A 22294-nucleotide genomic window follows, 5' to 3' on the forward strand; every position below is an offset into this window, starting at 1 on the left:
CCTACTTTCTACTCATTTCGAAGGGTATCTAACACGTTAATTTGCGTTGCTTTATAGGCAGGATAATACGAAGAGAGCGCTACAATGACACTGGTTCCAACCACCGTTAAAATAAAATCCAACCAGGAGAGATCCAGAGGCAACCGTGCGGTGCCATACACATCTGCAGGCAAAGAGATAATGTCAAAAGAGCCTAACACAAAAAGGGCTAAAGAGCCTAAAAGAATGCCAAACACCATTCCCCCTCCGCCAATCACTAACCCAAGATAGAAGAAGGTATTTTTGATCTCTTTTTTATATGCTCCAAGGGAGAGTAAAAGAGCGATCTCTTTTCGTCTGTTCATTACGGTCATCAAAAGAGAACTAATAATATTTAAGGATGCAATCAAAATAATCAGCATTAACACAATAAAAAGTGCGCGTTTTTCAAGAGCAAGGGCTGCAAAAAAGTTACCGTTCATCTGCCACCAACCCACAATACCTAAATCATCAGGAAGGATTTTACGAATTTTTTCAATATCGGCAAAGGGATCATCCGAATAGATGTGAATTCCATCAAAATGCCCCTCATCGTACTGCATCACTTGCGCCAGAGAGTCAAGGGTTGTGTACATGTACGTTTTATCATATGCCATCAAACCTGAGCGAAAAGAGCCTTGGTAGTTAAAGCGTTTCATCTTTGGAATGAGGCTCATGCCGCCAGGATCATTTTTTGTGAAGATAAGCGTTGCTTTTTCATCCGATGAAAATTGATGGGTTTTAGCGATCTCACTGCCCGTAATGAGGTCGTATTTATCCAATGTTTTACCCTGAATTGCCTCAGCAATAATGGCATTAATCTTCGCTTCCTCTTCAAAACGAACTCCAAAAAGCATGCCCCCTTCTAAGCGATTGCCTTTTTTGATAATCACTTGCGTCGAAATATAAGGGCTAAAGAGAAGTTTGGGAAATTGCTCTTTAAGCGTATTGAGTTGTGTTTGATCCACAGGTGAAAAACTACGCGAATAGATGGAGAGTGGATAATTCATCGTAAAAAGTTTCTTTTCAAACTCTTTGTCGAATCCATTCATAATCGCCATGGCAACCATCAAAACGGTTAAACCAATGGCAACTCCAAAAAAAGCAAGGAGGGAAATAACCGTGATAAAAGGTTGTGACTTGTCAAATCGTAAATACTTTTTGACAAGGTAGAGACTTAGATTTTTTTGCACCCTATTCCCTTATGCCAAAAGCCCTTTTTTAGGACCACTCTTACCACAACACTGTTTATACTTTTTACCACTTCCGCAAGGACATGGCTCATTACGCGCTGCTTTTTTATCTTTTTCATCTTCTTCGTCGGCATAAGGACTTTGATGTTGAAGTGTGGCATTAGCGTTAGCGGCTTCCATCCTTCGAATCATCTCTTCCATCGCACGCTTCTCTTCTTCTTCTTTGTTGTCCCTCAGTTGAACGATATGCAGTGTTCTAAAGCTCTCAAATTTGATCTGCTCTACCAGTTCAATGAAGAGGTTATAACTCTCTTTTTTGTACTCAGTCAGTGGATCTTTTTGGTTATACCCACGAAGACCAATACCTGTTTTTAAGATGTCCATCTGATACAAATGGGCTCTCCACGCATTATCAAGCACTTGAAGGTATAAAATACGTTCAATCTCCTGGCGTTGCGTTGCATCCACCACAGACATTTTTGCATCAAAAGTTTTCTCTAATGATTCAAGAATAAACGTACGCAATGCGTCAAAATCTAACCCTTCTAAAGCACTATGCTCAAAAGTTTCATTGAGATCATCTTGAAGAACTGAGATCAGGCGTTCTATGTTGTATTCACTCTGTGCAATGCCCTCGTAAATCTCTGCTTTAAAGAGCAAATTGGTCACAAATTCAAAACGAATCTCTTTAATTTTAGTGTCAATATCGAACGTTGGATTGAGAAGCTCATTTCTAAAGTTGTAAATCGTTTTACGTTGCTTATTGGCAACATCGTCGTACTCAAGGAGGTGTTTACGAGACTCAAAGTGAAGTGCTTCAACTTTTTTCTGTGCATTTTCAACGGCGCGCGTCACCATTTTAGACTCGATGTGTTCACCCTCTTCAATGCCTAAACGCTCCATAATCGCTTTAATACGATCGCTTCCAAAAATCCGTAAGAGATTGTCTTCCAAACTTAAATAAAAGCGGCTTTTGCCGTTATCACCTTGACGACCGGAACGTCCGCGAAGCTGGTTATCAATACGACGACTCTCATGACGCTCTGTTCCAATGATATAAAGACCCCCAAGGGCTTTAATTTCATCGGTAAGCTTGATGTCGACACCTCGACCTGCCATATTGGTTGCAATCGTTACAGCGCCTTTGACACCAGCATCTTTAATAATCTGCGCCTCTTTTTCATGGTTCTTTGCATTTAAAACCGAATGTGGCACTTTCTCTTTTTTCAAAAGGGCATGCAGTAGCTCACTTTTTTCAATCGAAGCTGTACCGACAAGAACGGGTTGTCCCTTTTCATGGCACACTTTAATGTCTTTAATGACCGCTTCAAATTTTTCACGCTCTGTTTTATAGATAAGATCGTTTTTATCTTCTCTACGCATTGGCACGTTAGTCGGAATAGAGATAACTTCCAAATTATAAATTTGAGCAAATTCGGTCGCTTCGGTTTGCGCCGTTCCTGTCATACCGGCTAATTTTTTATACAATCTAAAGTAGTTTTGAAAGGTGATGTCAGCCAAGGTTTGGGACTCTTCTTTGATCATAACACCCTCTTTTGCCTCTAAGGCTTGGTGCAATCCTTCAGAAAAACGTCTTCCTTCACTTAAACGACCGGTAAATTCATCAACGATGATAATTTCGCCTTCACGAACCACATAATCCACATCGGCGGTAAACAGGTAACGTGCTTTGAGTGCTTGATCGAGGTGATGGGAGAGAACTGCATTGTCAAGGCTGTAGAGGTTATCGACACCGAAAAGTTTTTCAGCATTACTTATACCCTCTTCGGTCATTAAAACCGTTCTATTTTTCTCATCAATAGCAAAATCCGTCTCTTTGGTCAGCTGCTTAGCGACGCCATCAGCAATTTTATACCCATCAAGCGTACGGTTTGCAGGACCAGAGATAATCAAAGGAGTACGCGCCTCATCGATTAAAATAGAGTCCACTTCATCGACGATCACAAAATTATGAGAACGTTGAACTTTTTCATCCAACGAGTAACGCATATTATCGCGCAAGTAGTCAAACCCAAACTCATTGTTGGTTCCATAGGTAATATCACTATCGTACTGCGCTTTACGTTTCGCATCATTTTCAAGGTCATTGGTCACAACACCCACACTCAAACCTAAAAAGTTATAGATACGTGCCATATCAGCCGCATCTCTTTTCGCAAGATAATCATTAACGGTAACGACGTGTACGCCTTCCCCTGACATAGCATTTAATACAACGGGGAGCGTTGCCACGAGGGTTTTTCCTTCACCTGTTTTCATCTCAGCGATGTCGCCACCATGCAACACCAAACCACCCACCATTTGAACATCAAAATGGCGCATGCCCGTGGTTCGTTTACTCGCTTCTCGTGTGATAGCAAATACATCATTTAAAATAGCATCTAAGGTAACCGTTCCCGCTTTAACATCGACTCTCAAAGCATTAAAGGCTTCTTTTAAGGCTTCATCACTCATCTTTTCATATGTCGGCTCTAAGGCATTGATCTTTTTTACGCGTACTTGGTGCTCTTTAATAACGCGATCATTTTTAGTGCCAAAAATTTTACGAACAATATTACTCAACATCATGTGATTTCACCTCTATTTTCTTTACTTTTATAGCATTCGTTTCTCTTAAAACTTGGGATTTTATCATACTTTTACTATCTATTTGATAAAACTCCATATCTTATTATCATCTCAAGGAGTATTTATGCGATTTTTGGGAATGTTTCTTTTTTTAACCACACTCCTTTTTGCTAAAATCGAACACTTTAAAACGATTCAAAGTGATTTTACTCAAAAAGTAACAAACGATCAGAATAAAACCATTGTGTATGAGGGAACTTTTTATGCAACCAATGACAAAAAAGCACTATGGATTTATCAAAAACCTGTCGTTAAAAAAATCTATTTTAATAACACACGTGTTTTAATTATTGAGCCAGAATTAGAGCAAGTGATTATTACAACACTGGAAAATACGCCTAATATTGCCCAATTGTTGCAAGAAGCAAAAGAGGTTTCAACCAACCAGTACATTACCCACTATCAAGAGACAACGTATACCATTCATACGCAAAAAGAACAGATTGAAAAAGTTTCGTACCGTGATAAACTCGATAATGCTGTCGAGATTCTCTTCACCAACCCCTCCACCAATCTCTTTTTAGATGATGAACTTTTTCGTGCTGAAATCCCAAGAGGGTATGATATTGTCCGCGAATAATCTTTACATGTAAAGATTTTCTGGAGGCATTGGTTTTCCAAAGAAATACCCTTGGAAATAGTGACACCCCATGGCTTTGAGTCTTTCAAACTGCTCTTCGCTCTCAACCCCTTCGGCGATCACTTCCATATTGAAATTTTTACCAATGGAGATGATCGTCTCAACAATCAAAGCATCACTACGATCGGTAAGGAAATCCCGAATAAACGATTGATCAATTTTAAGCTCATCCACATTCAGATGCTTCAAATACTGCAAACTCGAATACCCTGTTCCAAAATCATCCACAGAGAGGGAAACGCCTAAGGCTTTGAGTGCCTCTATCTTCACAAGCGCTTTAGCACTATCCCCAATCAAAAGGCTCTCTGTCAGCTCCAAACGAATCAACGAAGGCTTAATGGCGGTCTTTTTTAATGCGCTTTCCACTACGTGTACAAAATCTTCGCGTTCAAATTGTTTGGTGCTCACATTAATGGAGACGCGCCATTGTGACTTTTGGACATCATCTTCCCAACGCTTCACTTGCATCATGGCTTCACGTAAAACCCACTGCCCCAGTGGAACGATAAGACCTGACTCTTCACATAAGGGAATAAATTGCCCAGGAGGAATCAGCTCTCCATTAATTTTTTTCAAACGAATCAGTGCTTCAACGCCTATAACAGAAGCATTTTGATCGACTTGGGGTTGGTAATAGAGCAAAAATTGTTTCGAATCAATCGCATCTCTAAGCTGCTGAAGCATAGAAGATTTTTCTTCCATCACTTTTTGGATGTAAGGATCAAAAAAGCGAATCGTATTACGTCCATCGCTTTTAGCCGCATACATCGCACTATCGGCATGACTCAGTAGCTCTTCAGCACTCTCATTCCCATCAAAAAGCCCAATACCAATACTCACCGTCATGTAAAAAGGATGCCCATCAATAATAAAAGGCTCTTTGGTCGCCAACAAAATTTGCAATGCAATCGCTTCGGCTCTCTTGGCCGCTTCTTCAAGGATATTTCCAAGATTGGGAAGAAGTAACGCAAACTCATCGCCTCCAAAGCGTGCAATGCTATTATTTTCCTGGGCATAGTGCTCCAATCTCTGTGCCATCATGACCAAGAGTTTATCACCTGTTTCATGACCTTTGAGATCATTGATGGATTTAAAATTGTCCAAATCCATAAAAAGAAGTGCACCAAACAGAGCGTTTTGTTTATTCGTAGCGATACAAAGCCTCATGTGTTCGGTTAAAAGGACTTTATTGGCAAGATGTGTCAATGGATCATAATAAGAGAGTTTTAAAATGCTCTCTTTTTGCATAAATGAATTAATAGCAAACCCAATGTCACCGGCTAACTCTTCGATCATTGAGCGCTCTTCGGAACTAAATCCCTCTGGAATGGTAGTACATATACTCAATACACCTAACGATGTATGCGTAAACCGATCGCTCTTCAGTGCTGTCACATACGCTTCACTCACATGATGACGACGCATGGTTTCTTGGCAACTCTGTGGTACATCTTCACTCGCTCTGGTGATAATACGAAATCCGCCATGGTTAAAAACAGCCTCTTCCATTGCATTGATCTCATGCTCTTCATCAAAGCCTCGTGACTCTTTTACATGTAAAGCACCGTTTTCATACAAGGAGATTTTCACGTGGGCAAACGAGTCATTCGCAAAAAGACACAACGCTGTTTCATAAAGTAACTCTTGGAGTGTTTGAGTCGTAATCAGAATTTGATTGCTATCGGCAACCGTGCGTAAAACAGAGTAGAGATGTTTCTGGTGCGCATACGCTTTTTCAAGTTCAACACTTTTTTGCACTAACGTTTTGGTACGCTCAATCACCAACGCTTCAAGCTCTCTTTTTTGCTCCACATCGCGCTTGGTAAGCTCTCTAATGGCAATATACATCAAAGCCAGTAAGAAGAACATGACCAAAGAGCTAAAAAGCACCTCTTTCCAAAAAAAAGAGAAGACTTCATCAAAGAGAATATTTTTAGGAATTTTAATACTTGTGAGCCCTCGAACTTCACCCAGTTTATAACCATACGCATTGTCATAGCGTTTTGCAATGTAGGGTAACACTTCACTTTTCTGCCCATGGCATACCAAACAATACGCTTGAATCCGAAGAGGTGAAGCAAAAAAGAAAAACTCTTTACCGCCCTCTTTAATCAGTGCAATACTCTCATTTTTATCGGGATTTTGATTGAAATACTTGATGGCATTTGTCTCGATCGCATCGGCTTGATTGATTGGATTTCGTGGACGATCTGAAACATTGTGCATGCGAATGCCTTGCGTAGAACGTTTCAAAAAATCCTCACTGATAGGGGAAGAGGCATGCGCAGGCAGAAATCCAATCGTAGAATCGTTAAGGTCAATACCACTTTGCAAAAATTGTTGATGGTAAACATACCGCATGGATGTAAAATAATCTTGAAGGGTTTTTGCTTTAGAGTACGCACGCAGCTGCGCTAAATTTTCAGCTTGATGGTAGAGAAAAAAGACGACCAAAGTATTGGCACATAAGACACAAAAAGCAATAATCCAAAAAAGACGTTTGCTAAGATTGAGCTGTCTCATGCAAATCCCCCTTTTGCTCCATGACAAGACTTTCTTAGATTGTAATATCTCTTAACTTAAAGTGTCTTGTATCTTTTAAGACATACGGCGTAAGTAAAAATAGCCGACGATCCCAGAGAAAAAGGAGCCCAATAAAATGGCTAATTTATCGGCATAATGAAATAAATCCGTATCATTGTACGCTAATGAGTTCACAAAAAGACTCATTGTAAAACCAATACCGGTGAGAATGGCTACCCCATAGAGCTGTTTAAAATTCGCACCGGTGGGTAATGAGGCAAAACCTAGTTTAATAGCCAGAAAACTAAAGCCAAAAACACCCACTTGCTTACCCAAAAAAAGCCCTAAAATAACACCTAAAGAGACATTTGAAGCCATGGCGGAAGGAGCGAGATCTTTCAGATCCACACCTGCATTGACAAAAGCAAAAAGTGGCAAAATAAAAAAAGCGACCCAATAATGCAGGTCATGTTCCATCTCTTTAAGCATCGAAAAACGCTCACCACTGGCATTGGTCGAATACAATGGAATACAAAATGCCAATACAACCCCCGCAATGGTGGCATGAACTCCTGATTTTAAAACGCTAATCCACAGCACAATACCGACTAAGATATAAGCGGCTTTTTTGATGACTTTGAACTGATTCAGTCCCACTAAAATAACAATGGAACCTACAGCAATGCTGATCGATACGAATGATAAATCACTCGTATAAAAAAGCGCAATAATCACAATGGCACCTAAATCATCAATAATGGCAAGTGCCATCAAAAAGATTTTTAAAGAGACAGGAACACGATTACCCAGTAAAGAGAGAATACCCAAAGCAAACGCAATGTCGGTTGCCGTTGGAATCGCCCAACCATTCATAGCAAACGCATCTTGATGGTTGAAAAAGATAAAAATAAGCGCCGGCACAATCATCCCACCCAATGCTGCAATAGCAGGCAAGGCTATCTGGCTTTTAGATGAAAGTTCACCTTCTAACACTTCACGTTTGACTTCAAGCCCTATTAAAAAAAAGAAAATCGCCATTAAGCCATCATTCACCCATAAAAGCAGTGGTTTCGCAATGCCAAATGTACCGATACTGATCTGAACAGGTGTATGCAGAAATTGTGTGTACGCGTTGGTTAAAAAACTGTTTTGAAGCAGCAGTGCTAAAAGTGTCACTGCAATGAGAAGAATACCAGAAGAGGACTCTTTCTTAATAAACTCTTCTATCGTTGAAAACATGACTACCCCTTTGTGTTGCTCTTTTTATCGTAGCATACCGAGGTAAACAGTTTATAAATAGCTTTATTTCCCTAGACAGAAATTACTAAACATCTTTTCCAAAATCTCATCACGATCAAATGCTGTTGTAATCGAAGAAATGTGCTGAATCGCGGTATTAATGTGAAAAGCGAAAAGTTCTAACTCACCTTCCCCTAAAAGGGTGTAAGAGCTTTGCACATTTTCATACGTATGTTTAACGGCATCAATTTGACGTGTGGAGGTCAACATAAGGCTGTCTTCAACCGTTGTTCGATCTAACATGGTTTGTAATTTTTGAGTCAGTTCATGGCTATCATTTTGACAGGAAAGGGCTATAAAATCTCTGTTTAAATAGTGCGTGTCAAAGTGATTGGGAAGATCGATTTTATTCAAAACCGTCACAATCTGTTTTGAATCACGATAGGTTTGAAGCAGTGCTAACATTTTTTCATCTTCATGATCATAAGGCATACTGTTATCAAACAGTGCAATGACAATTTCAGCCTCTTCAATCGCAGCGATGGAGCGTTCAATGCCAATCTTCTCAATCGTATCGTGCGCTTGTCTAATGCCTGCTGTATCAACAATGCGCACCAAATGTGACCCAATGCGAAGCTCTTCTTCAATCGTGTCACGTGTTGTACCTGCAATGTCGCTGATGATCGCTCGATCGTAACTCAAAAGCGTGTTTAAAAGCGAACTTTTACCCACATTTGGCTTACCTACAATGGCGATTTTAAAGCCTTGCATCATACCTTGGCGTCTTTGACTACTCTCGTACGTTTTGAAAAGCTCTTTGGCTAACGTATCTAATTTAACTTTGATCTTCTCGATCATATCCAAAGGCAAATCTTCTTCAGCGTAGTCAATATTGACTTCCACAAAGGCAAGAATTTCAATCAATAATTCTCTTACATGTAAAACAAAATGACGAAGTTCACCTTTGAGCTGGCGCGTCAGCATCTTCGCCGCGTCCACACTTTTAGTCTCGATCAGGGCGGCAATCGCTTCAGCTTCAGAGAGATCAATGCGCCCATTTAAAAAGGCACGTTTGGAAAATTCTCCAGGATTCGCAAGTCGTACACCATAATGTAGCAGTGTTTCTAAGACAATTCCAGCGACCACACTACCGCCATGACATTGAAACTCCACCACATCTTCAGCCGTAAAGCTATGCGGTCCTTTAAAGTAAATGACAATCGCTTGATCAATGGCATCATCCTGTGCATCATGCAAAAATGTTAATGTCGCAAGACGGGGTTCAAAGGTTTTTTTATGGGAGAGTTTAAGTGCCAAAGACAGGGCATTAGGACCACTCACGCGAACAATCGCGATGGAACCAACCCCTGCACTGGTGGCAATAGCAGCAATCGTATCTATGCGTTTTTCCTGTTAAAATCATTGACGACGATAAATTTACCGCCATCTTTGCCAGATTTTATCCCCACATATTTCTCAGGGAATTCACCACGTAACGCTTCAAGCGCAATTTTGATCAATACGCCATCTAAGATTTTGGTTTGCCCTTTGCCACTGTTTCGAATACGCTCGATCACAGGAACAAGGTACTTTTCAATCATCTCTTCTTGATTTTTCAAAAATTCGGCAATCTCAAGGCGAATATTCAATCCGTATTTAAGGTTAATCCAATTGTAAAGCAAATACGAGAGCGCTTTATAACGATACCCCTCTTTGCCAATCAATAACGCCGCATCTTCACCGCTAAATTCGATTAAAATCGTATCATCATTGTATTTTGAGACAACAGGATTTTCAAGTGTAAAGCAACTGTATTGAAAGAGATTGATCATCTGTACACGTACTTCATCAATCGCATCAGCAATCTCGCGTTTTTCATGGTGAAAATTTTGATCAATCGCTGTTGGAGCAATCGTATGTCGAGACTCTTTCACTGGGGCGACTTTAGGTGTTTCAACCTTTGGTTCAGCTTTGGGAGTCACCACACTAGGGGTCTCTTTAGGAGGAAGTGGCTCTGAGCGTTTCGGCTCGGAGAATTCACTCTTAGGAAATTCTCGATTTTTATTTTTATTGCGTCTGTTTTTAGGACGACGATTGCGATCTTTGCGCTGGTCATCATCACCGAGTGCTGTTTCGATCTCACGACTCTCTTCTTTGCGAGGAGCTACGAACTCTTTACGTTCGCGCTCTTCTCGCAAAGGTTTAGAACCTTTGCGTTGCACTTCAATGATGGCACTCTTTTTAAAAAGCCCAAGAAATCCGCTTGAGCCATTTTGAATAATATTAATCTCTAAATCGACGACCGAACAAGACAACTCACTCGCGGCTTTGGAGTAAGCTTCTTGGAGTGTTGCTGCTTCTACTTTGATCATTTTTCGACCTTTATCTCTTCATGTTTTTTTGCAAAAAGTTTATTAACATAAAACTGTTGGACGATTGAGGCGACGTTATTGGTAAACCAGTAGAGTGTTAAACCTGCTGGGAATGTAACAAAGAAGAATGTAAAAATGAGTGGTAAAAACTTCATAATCTTCTCTTGCATTGGATCAGTAAACGTTGTGGGTGTAATGCGTTGGTGTAAGAACATCGTAATACCCATCAAGATTGGAAGAATAAAATAAGGATCTTTAATGGCAAGATCGTTGACCCATAAAATCCACTCAGCCCCTTTAAGTTCAATTGCATTTTGTAAAACACGGTACACCGCGAAGAAAACAGGAATTTGTAAAAGAATTGGCAAACATCCGCCCATTGGGTTAGCACCATTTTTCTTATACAATTCCATCATATGCGTATTGAGTTTTTGCTTATCATCCCCATATTTTTTCTGTAACTCTTTCACTTTTGGCGCAAGCTCTTTGAGCTTATTCATCGAAACCATACCTTTATACGTCAAAGGATAGAGCACTAAACGAACGATAATCGTCATACCTACAATCGCCCAACCCCAGTTACCAAAAATACCATGAAGAAACGCAAGGAGAGAAAAGAGTGGTTTGGAGATAAACGTAAAGAAACCATACTCAATAACATCGGTAAGTTCTGGGTTAATGGCATGAAGCTTTAGATGCTCTTTGGGACCAATGTAACCACTAAGTTTAAAATCGTCTCCACCTTTCACAAATAAAAGGGGATCTTTCTCTTTGCCCACAGAGACAACACTTTCTAAACCTTTGGTTAGCTCATAAAAGAAGGTGGTGTAGTATTTGTCAGCACCCGCTACAATTTTAGCATTTGCAAAATGCTCATCACCTTTGGCACTACCATCATCAATGGTTTTAATACTACCATCTGCCTTTTTAATCAATGCACCATGAAAGGTGTAACTGTCAACCGCAAGACTTGGACGAAAACCAGGAGAAAGGAAATACTCTTTTGGCGTTGAGAGCTTTACATGTAAATCATATCTGCCTGAAGGAAAAAAGGTAATAGTTTTTGTCACAACAACATTGCTGAGTGTTTGTGTTAAAACAATGCTACTACCATTTTCAGTGACATCGACAGTATCTTTGTCTGCACTATACGACATAACAAAAGCATCTTCGTTAATCGCTTTGTCACTAAATCGAATTTCAAGGGGTAACAAGGCTTGAGAAGCATCGATAAGTTGAAAACGCTCACCATTGTCAGCTTTGTATTTGCCCTCTTCAAGATAAAACTTTGCAATTCTGCCCAATCTGTCGATCTGAACCTCATACCCTGCCGCTTTAATGGTTGCAATAATCTCGTTCACTTTGCCCGAACTCATAGGTGCTGCTGCAACATCCACACTTGTTGTTACCTCAGGTGCACTCGTTGTTGTCGTAGGCGTTGCATTTTGTTCAAGTGAGGTGGTTTCCGTCAGTGGAGGATTTTTGGGGATAAAAAAATGATCATACAGTGCAAAAAATAAAAATGATAATACAGTGGCAAGAATAATGCGCACTTGAGGAGTAAGTTTATCTGTCACGAGATTCCCTTTATTTCGTTGTTTTAAAAGCTCTTATCAGATAAAAGCTCTGCTTATCTTTTGGCACAAACCAAAAAGTGATACGATGAGTACGTGAATGTTTGAGAGAAAGAGGAAGAGGAGATGCAAATTTTTTTGTCACGACAGGGTAGTCGATTCCGCCAGCAAACAGCTGATTGCATCTCAAAATACGCATAAAACTATAAAAGATAGCTTTTAAAAAACTATTGTGTAGAAGCTGTTCTTTCGCGTATTGCGAACAGGTGGGATAATACCTACAACTTCCATAGCCAATCAGTGTAAAAAACTTCTGATAAAGCTTTATCAACAACAGTGCAAAAGATTTCATTCTTTAACACAGTTTAATTTTTTCATAGACCATAGAATCCCTTTTTTGAGAGCATCGTACGGTATGTGATTAATCTTCTCTTTTGCTACAAAAACATACACGCCATCATGTAAAGTGTGTTGAATTTCTAAAAAAATAGCCCGAAGCCTTCTTTTGGCTAAATTTCGCTTGATAGCATTACCGACTTTCTTACTTGCCGTAAAGCCAACTCTTTTTGCTGTATCGTGATTGTAAAAGACTAAAGCACCTTCATAGTGCCATTTTTTAGCATGGTTATAAACGTATGAATACTCTCTCGTTGCCTTGAGAGTTTCATAATCTTTTAAACGGCCAATCTGCTTCTACCTTTAGCACGACGTGCTGCGATAACCTTACGTCCACCCTTAGTTTTCATTCTAAGTCTGAAGCCATGCGTGCGTTTTTTAGGTGTACTATGTGGCTGATACGTTCTTTTCATCAAAAGTTCCTTTACCAAAAAATAATTTTAAGGTATGGATTTTACCTTAGCTTTACTTAAAATTGCATAAGCTTCGATTAAGCCCTGCCTTACATGTAAGCCTTTAGCGTAACTCCATGACCATTTTTTTCAAAACTTCTTTATCTATTTTGGCTTCACTGGGACTGGTCTGTGGAAGTTTCTCTTTATAGATCATAATAGAAGGAATCATGTGGTTTGGCAAATGCTTTTTCAATTCAAACACAATCTCGTTTTTAGAAATTTCGCGTGATGCACTGTACACCATCACAATCTCTTCTTCTGTCTTTTCATTTTCAATGGAAAAAACAGCGCATTGACTGATCTGTGGCAATTTGTCGTGAACAACACTCTCGATCTCATAAGGGCTGATTCTAAAACCACTCACTTTGATCATATCATCCTTGCGGGACACAAAGTAAAGATAGCCCTCCTCGTCTCTGTAGACAAAATCGCCACTGGCAACGACAATTTCATCGGTCAGATCACCCTCTAAATTAACCACTTTATCTAAAATTTCGATACTTTTATAGCGTTTTTGCGTATCTTCTTTGGATTTCCAATACCCTTTATAGATGTAGCCACCACGGTGAATCAACTCACCAATTTCACGAGGCTGACACTCAAAGCCTTGCTCATTAATCACATGAATTTCAACCCCAGGAATCGGTTTACCTATCGAATTAGGGCGAATTTTAAGTTGTGCAGGATCAAGGTACGTTGAGCGAAATGCTTCGGTTAAACCGTGCATCGAGTAAAACTTAGCACGTGGGTAGCGCTCTTCAATGTCCGCAATCATTTTAGGCGTAATTTTTCCACCCGAAGAGGTGACGATACGCACATTGGCTAAAAGCTTTGCATTGGGAATGCGCTTAGGATCGCTTTCAAACATCTGCGTAATGTGAGGAGGCATGAGTGGAAGAATAGTGATACCGTCATTGATAAGATGGTTGAAAAAGTCTGCTGGAAGCACTAAAGAGTGAAGTGCTAACGTTGCGTGATTGTAAATCGAACAAAAGAGTTGATTCAGTCCATAATCTAAGATAAATGGCAAAGTCCCTGAGATGACATCACTCTCTTTCAGTTCGAGATAATTGGAAGCGACTCTGGCGCTATCGATAAGATTGCGGTGTGTGATGACGATGCCACGAGGAAATCCCGTCAGTCCAAAACTATAGGTAATCGCTGCATTTTTGTAGTCACCAATGTTACATGTAAAAGCATCACTGCAACATTTATAAATCTCTTCAAACGAGACAATGTCGCGCTCACTGGCTTCGTACGTAATGATTTTGCCCTGAAAGTTGATCTCATCAATGCTTTTGATCTTCGATTTATCGGTTATAATACACGCTATTCCACAATCGTTGATGATGTGCTCGACTTGCTCAGGTTTGAGAAGGCGTGAAATAGGCACAAAAATATATTCTGTAGAGAGAAGTGCCAACATCGCAATAATCTGTTCACTGCTTTTATGCGAATAAATACCAATCCTTGAACCACTTGGAAGGGCAAGTTCACTGAGATAGCGCGCGATTTGATTGACCTTACGAAATACTTCGCCATAGGTTAGTTTTTTAGCACCATCAATCACTGCTACTTTATCAGGACACGTTACTGCAGCTTTTTCAATGAGCGCACGAATACAATTTATAGACATTTTGGCTCCTTTAATTCTTATTTTTTATACGAGGTAAAAGCAAAGCTCTTACCTCTACGTTTGCCACTGGGGCACTAAAGCTTGCCTCTTAGGAGGCAGAATTTTCATTGTTTTCCATTCCAAGCGTCCAGATTGCGTAGTCGGAATCCATAACAATATTGGGAATTGCATGAAGATTCATCACTTTTTTGTAGAAAAATTCTATAATCATCTCCACCTCTTCATAGGAGAGCACTTTGGTGATACCGCCTGTTAATACGATGGTATTGAGCAGTTCAAGATGCAGTGTCACATACAAAGGATGAAGTCTTGAGACTTTATACAGTACCAAAAAGATGGAAAGTTGCATCAAAATGCGTAAAGATTTCTCGCTCTCTTCTTCCAAAATATTCTCTGTCACATTCAGATACGCCAATAACTCATAGACAAACTCATTGTTTTTCGCTGCAAAAATGAGCGTTTCGCGAGACTTAAAAACACCCAGTTTTTTAAAGACCAAACGGTCATATCCACTTTCACTCACAATGTTATCGCGTACCAAGTCACGACTGTAGTGGATGTCCGTCGTAGCCCCACCGATGTCTACTACAATGAAGGGATTAACCACTTCAAAGTTCGCATCGATGAGCGGTAACGAGCGATTCACGATGTACGGTGTTGAGTAGATTTGATTGGCGGTTATTTCGTAAAGATGTTTGATGTCCTCTTTACCCACAATGTCCGCTTGATAGAGGTTTGTAAGGTACTCTTTGAGCTCGCCACCGTTTACATGTAACTTCTCAGTGATGATATTTCCAAGCACTTTAAGCTCTGGAATGTGCGCACTTAAAAATGACACATCTTGTTTAGTTCCCACATAAACAATATTGCTGTACTGAACATTTTTGAGGTAGTCAAACAATTTTTCATCAAACACCCCTCCAATGCCATCAATCCCACCAACAATAATCACCACATCGACCAGCTCGCTAGGTGCTCTGCTCTCCTCTATCTTACTGTACAAAATCGTATCGATGATATTAATGCCTGAATTAAACGCTATGTTCTTAGCAAATTTCAAACTAAACGAGTTCGTAAGCCCGATAATCAGCGTACTTAAACCGCCATTGGCAGAGGAACAGATAAAAATATCCTCTTTTTGATAATTTGCAAAAATATTGCCACATTTGGTCACCAAATCATCGTAAATATCTTTCTTGAAATCCCTAAAATACTGGCTAATGCCACTTGTCTGGCAGACTTTAAAGTAGGTACTTCCTACATCGATGAGAAGTTTACTCATAGCATCGCCCCTATGTCATGGATAATTTTATTGATCACTTCCGTTTGACTCTCAGGCAAATTAACCTTTGATTTTTCATAGGCAAAACAGCGATCCGGCAGTGGAAGTTTACCTTTTTCAATAATGCGGATATTGCCCGAATCATCGCGAATCGTGATGACTTCGTTGTTGTTGATAATATGCGGAGAAAAAGGCACATCGATCAAGCCACTTTTAATGGTATTGAACACTTTGCGCCACAAAGTATCGGCAGGGTCATTAAAGACCGCGTCCATAATGGCTCGAACTTCCAGCTCCAAGTTCTCCTCTTCTTCGGCGTCATGTACAACGGGCAGACCTTTGAGGGTGCGAAGTGTGTATTTGGTATTGGCAACCGACTGGGCGTTGCACTGCATGGTAGGAATACCAAAAGCTTCATCGCGAGTTTTAATAATGATCTTATCGGCTCTGACCATCGCAGCGATGATGGTGTTCGTGTTAATGAGTGAATCGGAGAGGTTTTTATCGCGTGGAAATGCACCCATCCATTGGTGATAGACAAGGTTGATGATAGCGTCCTCTCCACCAAACATATCGGCATATTTACGAGCGAGTTTTTTAAGCACATTGGAAGTCACAATGTCTTGCATCATGGAGCCATTTTGCGAAAAACTGACCGAAAAGGACTTCACACCCTCTTCGATGGAAAGGAGCATTTCGATGAGCTGAATGACAATGACGATGCACGGAGGAACGAGTGTTGCGGTCAGTGGACCAAAAGATTCACGGTTGATCGGCTCATTTAAAGTCGAGTACTTTGCACAGACTTTATCGACGTATTTCCAGTATAAAAAGGCTTTATCGAGGGGGAAGTTTTTTGAGTACGGAAGCATATACGTGATGGGGCCACCTTCGATCTCGAAGATGCCTGAAGCGAGCGCTGTTTCAACCAAAAGCCTTGCATCGGGCGTTCCGTGGCGAAGACTGACGGGTTTGTTAAAGTGTGTCATCATCTTACGCGTCGTGCGGTAACCGTGATTGACTAATGGATAGCCGTTGAGCATGTCCATCTCGTTCTCTTCGGAGAGTGTGAGCATCTTTTTTGCCATTGCGTAGTCGTTCAAGCGCGTATTGGAGTCAATCGTCAGAGGCAGAACATCGATGTCTGCTTTCATAAATTCTTCGTAAAGCTCAAACATCTTTTTGTAGGTTGGGAAACCGCCACGAGGTTGAACTAAAAGACGATCGCGCTTTTTAAAATGATGGGAGATAAACATCTCTTTATTCGCATTGCGTATAAAATCTTCGATCTCATCAAAATCAAAATGATCGGCGTATTCATTTCGGGTGATGACATCACGCTCTTTTTGGAGTAAACTCATACTCGCTCCTTCACGAATCGCTCGATTTCGTCCAAGCCCGTATTGAGATCAATTTGATGAAAAACCAGATCAAACCCATACGATTTATATTTGGGGACAATATCGCTCTGAGCAGCTTCGCCCACCGCTAAATTGCCACCGATCACAAAAATAACCTCTTTGAGATTGTATTCGGAGCGTAAAAATTGTAAGTCTCGACACCAGCCCTCTGCTTCGCCGTTGAGCGAAGAAATCAGCAGTATATCTGCATCTGTTTCAACAACCGCGTCAATGAACTCTTCCAAGGAAGTATTGACACCTAGGTTAAACACCTCAAAACCTCTCGCTTGCAATGATATATCAATGAGTCTGTTTGCGACTACATGGATGTCATTGCCTACAACTCCCGTAACTACCTTCATGGACAAACCTAAATTTTGGATAATGGGTCATTCTATCTTAACGTTATTAAAGGTATAATTAACACAAATTTTCGAAAGTGGATTCATGTCAAAAAAAGCCTTTTTAGTACTTATTCTTCTCATTGTGAGCTTTCAGAGTGTGTTAATCGCCTGCGGTGGGAGCTGTTTGGAGTGCCATTCAAAGCTTAAACCTTGCATTAACGATCAAAACCATATCGTTTTAAACGAGTGCATCACCTGCCACAATAAACCCTCCGAACAAGGTCAATGTGGTAAAGACTGTTTTGATTGTCACTCACGTGAAAAAGTCTACGCTCAAAAAGATGTGAGCGCCCATCAAGAACTTAAAATCTGTGGAACCTGTCATAAAGAAAAAGTCGATTTTACGCTTCCAAAACGATCCACGATTTCAAATCAAGACAATCTAATACACCTCTTCAAATAACCTAGGAGCCCTTATGAAATTCTACACAGCCGATCTTTGCGACAAATACCCAGAACACGTTCACGTCCTAGACCCTATTTTAAAGTCTTACGGTGGCGCGAAACGCGTTATGGGACAAATCGTCACCGTTAAACTCTCCGGAAGCAATAAAACACTCATTGAGCTACTCAAAAGTGAAGGAGCCGGTCAAATCGCCGTTGTCGATGTTGAGGCTAAGTTCACCGCTGTGGTTGGGGACAATCTGATGAAATTTGCTCATGAGAACAACTGGGCAGGTATCATCATCAACGGATACGTTCGTGACACCAAAAATACTAAAGAGATCGATGTGGGACTTTTTGCCCTTGGAACCTGCCCAAAAAAGACGATGGAAGCCTGCGAAGGATCTTTACATGTAACGATACATTTTGGAGGAATTGACTTTAACGAAGGCGATTATCTCTACGCAGATCGCGATGGTATTATCGTGAGTGCTACGCCTTTGGAGATGTAACCAAACACGATTGCATGATCATTTTCCAACTCACATCGAAGTGTTTGTTGATGTACGCTTTGGTGTGAGGCACACTGCACGCGGAACAATCTAAGTGTGCGACATTTTCGTACACAAACACCCCACTTTTCTTTGAATGGATGGAGCACACACTTTTACATGTAACGCCCTCTTTCACACTCAGCCCTTCATCATTAAAGCGAAAATGCGGACACGCACACAGATAACAATTCAGTGCTTTTAGGTCGTGGCATTTTTGTTTGTTAGCATAAAGCAGGCAAAAATCAGGCTCTTTTTCAACCATATTTTCAAAGAGAAAATAGTCAATAATCCTCTCTTTCGTATACTTTTGCGCGCATAATTTTTGAACAATGGCGTGATGTTTGTTAGCATGTGTTTCAAACCACTCTAAATAGCTCATAAAATTTGCATTTCCTTTCAAAAAATGGCATCGAACGTGAAGATTTTATTGTAAAATTCCGACAAAGGAATGATATGAAACGATTATTGATTATTTTAGCACTTATTTCAAGGCTCGTTGCTGAGGATGCAAACGATTTAGATGAAATTAAGGAAGAGGACATCCCCAAAATTCTCTCCATTATTAAAGACGGAACCAAAGATCATTTGCCAATGATGCTAGATGACTACACAACGCTTGTCGACATTGTCAGTGTCAACAATGCCATCGAATATAGAAACCGTATCAATTCTTCCAATGAACACGTCAAAACAATTTTAAAAGCCGATAAAGGTACGCTGATTAAAACAACATTTGAAAACAATAAAAGTTACCTCTGCAGCGATTATGAAACCCGCTTGCTTCTGAAAAAAGGGGCTGTGTTTGTCTATGTTTTCTTCGATCTTAACGACGCCGAACTGTTTAAATTTTCGATTCAAGATAAAGATTGTCAGTAACTTCTTACATGTAAAAAGATTTACATGTAAGAAGTGTTTGTTCCTTAGTGTTGCTGTATAACGATTTCACCGTTCTTTGCATCGATGACAATACTTTCACCCTCATGCAATTTCTCTTCCAAAATAAGATCTGCTAGTTTGTCTTCTACCAACTCATACAAAGCCCTTTTAAGTGGACGCGCTCCATACACAGGGTCAAATCCAGCTTCCGCGATCAATGCTTTGGCAGCAACCGTAAGCTCCGCTTTGATCTCTTTAGACGCCAACTTCGTCTCAATGTCTTTGAACATAATGCTTACAATTTCACGTAAACCGTCTTCCGTGAGTGGATTGAAGATAATAATATCATCCAAACGGTTCAAAAACTCAGGTTTAAAGTGCGTACGTAACTCTTTCATCACCTCTTCGGTGCGTTTTTCACCCTCATACGCCATGATTTTATCGCTGGCAATGTTAGACGTTAGAATAATAATCGTGTTTTTAAAATCAACCGTAATGCCCTTATTGTCCGTCAAACGCCCTTCATCCAGCACTTGAAGCAAGATATTGAAAACATCCGGATGCGCTTTTTCAATCTCATCAAACAGCACAACACTGTACGGTTTGCGGCGCACGGCTTCGGTCAGTTGTCCACCCTCATCGTATCCCACATACCCTGGAGGCGCACCGACCAAACGACTGACGGAGTGTTTTTCCATGTATTCGCTCATATCAAAACGAATAAGTGCTTTGGTGGTATCAAACAAAAAGTTAGCGAGCGCCTTAGCACTTTGGGTTTTTCCGACACCCGTTGGGCCTAAAAAGAGGAAGCTACCGATGGGTTTATTTTGCTCACTGAGCCCTGCTTTATTGCGCTTAATCGCACGCCCTATCGCCTTAATCGCGGCATCTTGCCCCACGACTTCTTTTTTAAGATGCTCTTCCACGGCTAAGACTTTGGCTTTTTCGCCTTGAAGCATTTTGTTCACAGGAATGCCCGTCCATTTACTGACAATGGTCGCGATCATCTCTTCATCGACACTGTTTTTAAGCAGTGTTCCGCTCTCCACCATCTTTTCCCATCTGGCTTTCAGCTCATCTTCTTCTTTGAGAAGCTCGGGCAATTTTCCGTACTCAATCTCAGCAGCTTTGTTAAAGTCACTGTTCTTTTTGGCATTTTCTGCCTCTCGACGCAACGCTTCCGCTTTTGTCTTGATGGAAGCGATGTCATTAAAAACGCTTTTTTCCGTTTCAAATTGAATTTCAAGCGCATTGCGTTTCTCTTTCGCATCCCCAAGCTCTTTTTCGATCATTTGGGTGCGCTCTTCATTTTTCTTATTTTTTTCCATCAAAAGCGCTTCTTTTTCGACCATCAACGTGCTCATCAAACGTTTAATGCGACTGAGTTCCGTAGGCTCACTCTCGATTTGCATCTTAAGCTCCGCCGCTGCTTCATCGATAAGGTCAATCGCTTTATCGGGTAAAAAACGATCACTAATATAACGTGAGCTCAGCTTCGCCGCCGCGACTAAAGCCGAATCCATAATCGTAACATGATGGTGCGCTTCAAGACTCTCTTTAATCCCACGTAAAATTTGCAGTGCTTCGTTGATGGTCGGCTCATTCACCGTGACCGGCTGAAAACGACGTTGCAGTGCCGCATCTTTTTCAAAATATTTGCGGTACTCTTTGAGTGTTGTTGCACCGATGGTATGAAGTTCCCCACGCGCTAAAGCAGGTTTTAAAATGTTGGCAGCGTCCATACTCCCTTCACTTGCCCCTGCACCCACAATAGTGTGAATTTCATCGATAAAAAGAATGATATTGCCACTTTTTTTCACTTCATCGATAACGGCTTTGAGTCTGTCCTCAAACTCACCACGGTACTTTGCCCCAGCAATCAGTGCGCTCATATCTAAAGCAATCACACTTTTATTTTGAAGACTTAAGGGTACATCGTTGTGGGAAATTTTAAGTGCTAACCCCTCTGCTATTGCCGTTTTACCCGTTCCTGGTTCACCAATTAAGATCGGATTGTTTTTGGTTTTACGAATTAAAATTTGCATCATACGGTGAATCTCTTCATCGCGTCCAATCACAGGATTGAGCTTGCCTTCAGCAGCTAGTTTGGTTAAATTAATGCCGTATTTATCAAGCGATTCAAGCGTTTCATCACTGCTTTGTTTGTCGATCTTTTTGCCACCGCGCAACGCTTCAAGGTTTTTCTTAAACTGTAACAGATCAAGGTATTTGCCCAGAATTTTTTTCAACGGATCGCTATCAAGGCTTGAAAGGAGCCATGTATCGACCGAGAGATAACTATCGCCTTTTTGTTTCATCAAACCTTCGGCTTTTTGCAAACTCTCCACTAAGGAACGTGAAATCGAAATATTTTCCTTACTGACATGCGTCACGGTTGGAAGTTTTTGGACTTCACTTTTCACCTCAAGTTCTATCGCACTCTTATCAATGTTCATTTTATTAAAGACTTGATTGAGAATGGAAGCGGAATTGGTGATAAGTCCCCACGTTACATGTAAAGGGGTTGCTTCATTGTTTTTCGAATGCAAAGCAAGGCTAATCGCGCTTTCAATCGCTTCGCGCATTTGGTTGGTCAGCTGTTCAAAAAGTGAGTTCATAGGTCTCCTCCTCGGATATTTAGTGTTTGTATAATTTTACAACTTTGAGTGTATTAATGTCAAGTTTATTTAGCATTATGA

The 22294-nt window shown here is 40.6% G+C and carries 20 protein-coding genes; 4 read left to right on the forward strand and 16 right to left on the reverse strand.

From position 1 onward, the window contains the following. Positions 1-8: 8 nt before the first annotated feature. The gene (locus tag JU57_RS09775; protein WP_037960290.1) at positions 9-1211 is read right to left on the reverse strand and encodes an ABC transporter permease; all 1203 of its coding nucleotides are present in this window, start codon (positions 1209-1211) and stop codon (positions 9-11) included. Between the two features lie 9 nt (positions 1212-1220). Next, the gene (secA, locus tag JU57_RS09780; RefSeq protein ID WP_037960362.1) at positions 1221-3797 is read right to left on the reverse strand and encodes a preprotein translocase subunit SecA; all 2577 of its coding nucleotides are present in this window, start codon (positions 3795-3797) and stop codon (positions 1221-1223) included. Between the two features lie 127 nt (positions 3798-3924). Here secA and lolA point away from each other — a divergent pair, with 127 nt between their 5' ends. Further along, positions 3925-4440, forward strand: a complete 516-nt coding sequence (gene lolA, locus JU57_RS09785; protein WP_037960292.1) for a LolA-like outer membrane lipoprotein chaperone — start codon at positions 3925-3927, stop codon at positions 4438-4440. A gap of 3 nt (positions 4441-4443) precedes the next feature. Here lolA and JU57_RS13790 read toward each other — a convergent pair whose 3' ends face one another. The 12 genes from JU57_RS13790 to glmS all read right to left on the reverse strand — a co-directional run bounded on the left by JU57_RS13790 (position 4444) and on the right by glmS (position 17739). Continuing rightward, complete coding sequence (locus JU57_RS13790) at positions 4444-7023, reverse strand: EAL domain-containing protein (RefSeq protein ID WP_051906787.1); 2580 nt, start codon at positions 7021-7023, stop codon at positions 4444-4446. A 75-nt stretch (positions 7024-7098) separates the two neighbouring features. Continuing rightward, complete coding sequence (gene nhaA, locus JU57_RS09795; RefSeq protein ID WP_037960294.1) at positions 7099-8262, reverse strand: Na+/H+ antiporter NhaA; 1164 nt, start codon at positions 8260-8262, stop codon at positions 7099-7101. 63 nt (positions 8263-8325) lie between these two features. Further along, positions 8326-9663: a tRNA uridine-5-carboxymethylaminomethyl(34) synthesis GTPase MnmE gene (gene mnmE, locus JU57_RS09800; RefSeq protein ID WP_037960296.1), complete on the reverse strand. Its 1338-nt coding sequence runs from the start codon at positions 9661-9663 to the stop codon at positions 8326-8328. After that, positions 9660-10634 carry a Jag N-terminal domain-containing protein gene (locus tag JU57_RS09805; RefSeq protein WP_051906789.1) on the reverse strand — a complete coding sequence of 325 codons (975 nt, stop codon included), beginning with the start codon at positions 10632-10634 and terminating at the stop codon, positions 9660-9662. The genes mnmE and JU57_RS09805 overlap by 4 nt, the downstream gene beginning before the upstream one ends. Then, positions 10631-12211, reverse strand: a complete 1581-nt coding sequence (yidC, locus tag JU57_RS09810; protein WP_037960298.1) for a membrane protein insertase YidC — start codon at positions 12209-12211, stop codon at positions 10631-10633. The genes JU57_RS09805 and yidC overlap by 4 nt, the downstream gene beginning before the upstream one ends. 10 nt (positions 12212-12221) lie before the next feature. Next, positions 12222-12560, reverse strand: coding sequence for a membrane protein insertion efficiency factor YidD (gene yidD / locus JU57_RS09815; protein WP_037960299.1), 339 nt, complete (start codon positions 12558-12560; stop codon positions 12222-12224). Continuing rightward, a complete protein-coding gene (gene rnpA, locus JU57_RS14115) occupies positions 12557-12895 on the reverse strand; it encodes a ribonuclease P protein component (RefSeq protein WP_294877038.1) in 339 nt (112 codons plus the stop codon). The genes yidD and rnpA overlap by 4 nt, the downstream gene beginning before the upstream one ends. Continuing rightward, positions 12883-13017 (reverse strand): 50S ribosomal protein L34, encoded by a 135-nt coding sequence (rpmH, locus tag JU57_RS09820; RefSeq protein ID WP_014769624.1) that lies wholly within the window; start codon positions 13015-13017, stop codon positions 12883-12885. Before rpmH ends, rnpA begins: the two co-directional genes overlap by 13 nt. Positions 13018-13120: 103 nt before the next feature. Further along, positions 13121-14695, reverse strand: a complete 1575-nt coding sequence (locus JU57_RS09825; RefSeq protein ID WP_037960302.1) for an AMP-binding protein — start codon at positions 14693-14695, stop codon at positions 13121-13123. Positions 14696-14783: 88 nt separating this feature from the next. Further along, on the reverse strand, positions 14784-15977 hold the full coding sequence (locus JU57_RS09830; RefSeq protein WP_037960304.1) for a glutamate mutase L: 1194 nt from the start codon (positions 15975-15977) through the stop codon (positions 14784-14786). Then, positions 15974-17338, reverse strand: a complete 1365-nt coding sequence (locus JU57_RS09835; RefSeq protein ID WP_037960306.1) for a methylaspartate mutase — start codon at positions 17336-17338, stop codon at positions 15974-15976. Before JU57_RS09835 ends, JU57_RS09830 begins: the two co-directional genes overlap by 4 nt. Continuing rightward, positions 17335-17739 carry a methylaspartate mutase subunit S gene (glmS, locus tag JU57_RS09840; protein ID WP_037960308.1) on the reverse strand — a complete coding sequence of 135 codons (405 nt, stop codon included), beginning with the start codon at positions 17737-17739 and terminating at the stop codon, positions 17335-17337. Before glmS ends, JU57_RS09835 begins: the two co-directional genes overlap by 4 nt. A gap of 85 nt (positions 17740-17824) precedes the next feature. Between glmS and JU57_RS09845 the strand changes: the two genes are divergently transcribed. Continuing rightward, the gene (locus tag JU57_RS09845; protein ID WP_037960310.1) at positions 17825-18184 is read left to right on the forward strand and encodes a hypothetical protein; all 360 of its coding nucleotides are present in this window, start codon (positions 17825-17827) and stop codon (positions 18182-18184) included. Between the two features lie 13 nt (positions 18185-18197). Continuing rightward, positions 18198-18677, forward strand: coding sequence for a ribonuclease E activity regulator RraA (gene rraA, locus JU57_RS09850; protein WP_037960312.1), 480 nt, complete (start codon positions 18198-18200; stop codon positions 18675-18677). Here rraA and JU57_RS09855 read toward each other — a convergent pair. Then, the gene (locus tag JU57_RS09855; RefSeq protein WP_037960315.1) at positions 18658-19098 is read right to left on the reverse strand and encodes a hypothetical protein; all 441 of its coding nucleotides are present in this window, start codon (positions 19096-19098) and stop codon (positions 18658-18660) included. The two genes, rraA and JU57_RS09855, sit on opposite strands and share 20 nt — an antisense overlap. Before the next feature lie 74 nt (positions 19099-19172). On the opposite strand from JU57_RS09855, the gene JU57_RS09860 reads away from it, so the two are divergent. Continuing rightward, on the forward strand, positions 19173-19595 hold the full coding sequence (locus tag JU57_RS09860; RefSeq protein ID WP_037960317.1) for a hypothetical protein: 423 nt from the start codon (positions 19173-19175) through the stop codon (positions 19593-19595). Positions 19596-19639: 44 nt separating this feature from the next. On the opposite strand, the gene JU57_RS09865 is transcribed toward JU57_RS09860, so the two are convergent. Next, positions 19640-22213: an AAA family ATPase gene (locus JU57_RS09865; RefSeq protein ID WP_037960320.1), complete on the reverse strand. Its 2574-nt coding sequence runs from the start codon at positions 22211-22213 to the stop codon at positions 19640-19642. Positions 22214-22294: the final 81 nt, after the last annotated feature.

The organism is Sulfurospirillum sp. SCADC (assembly GCF_000743525.1).
Classification (GTDB): domain Bacteria; phylum Campylobacterota; class Campylobacteria; order Campylobacterales; family Sulfurospirillaceae; genus Sulfurospirillum.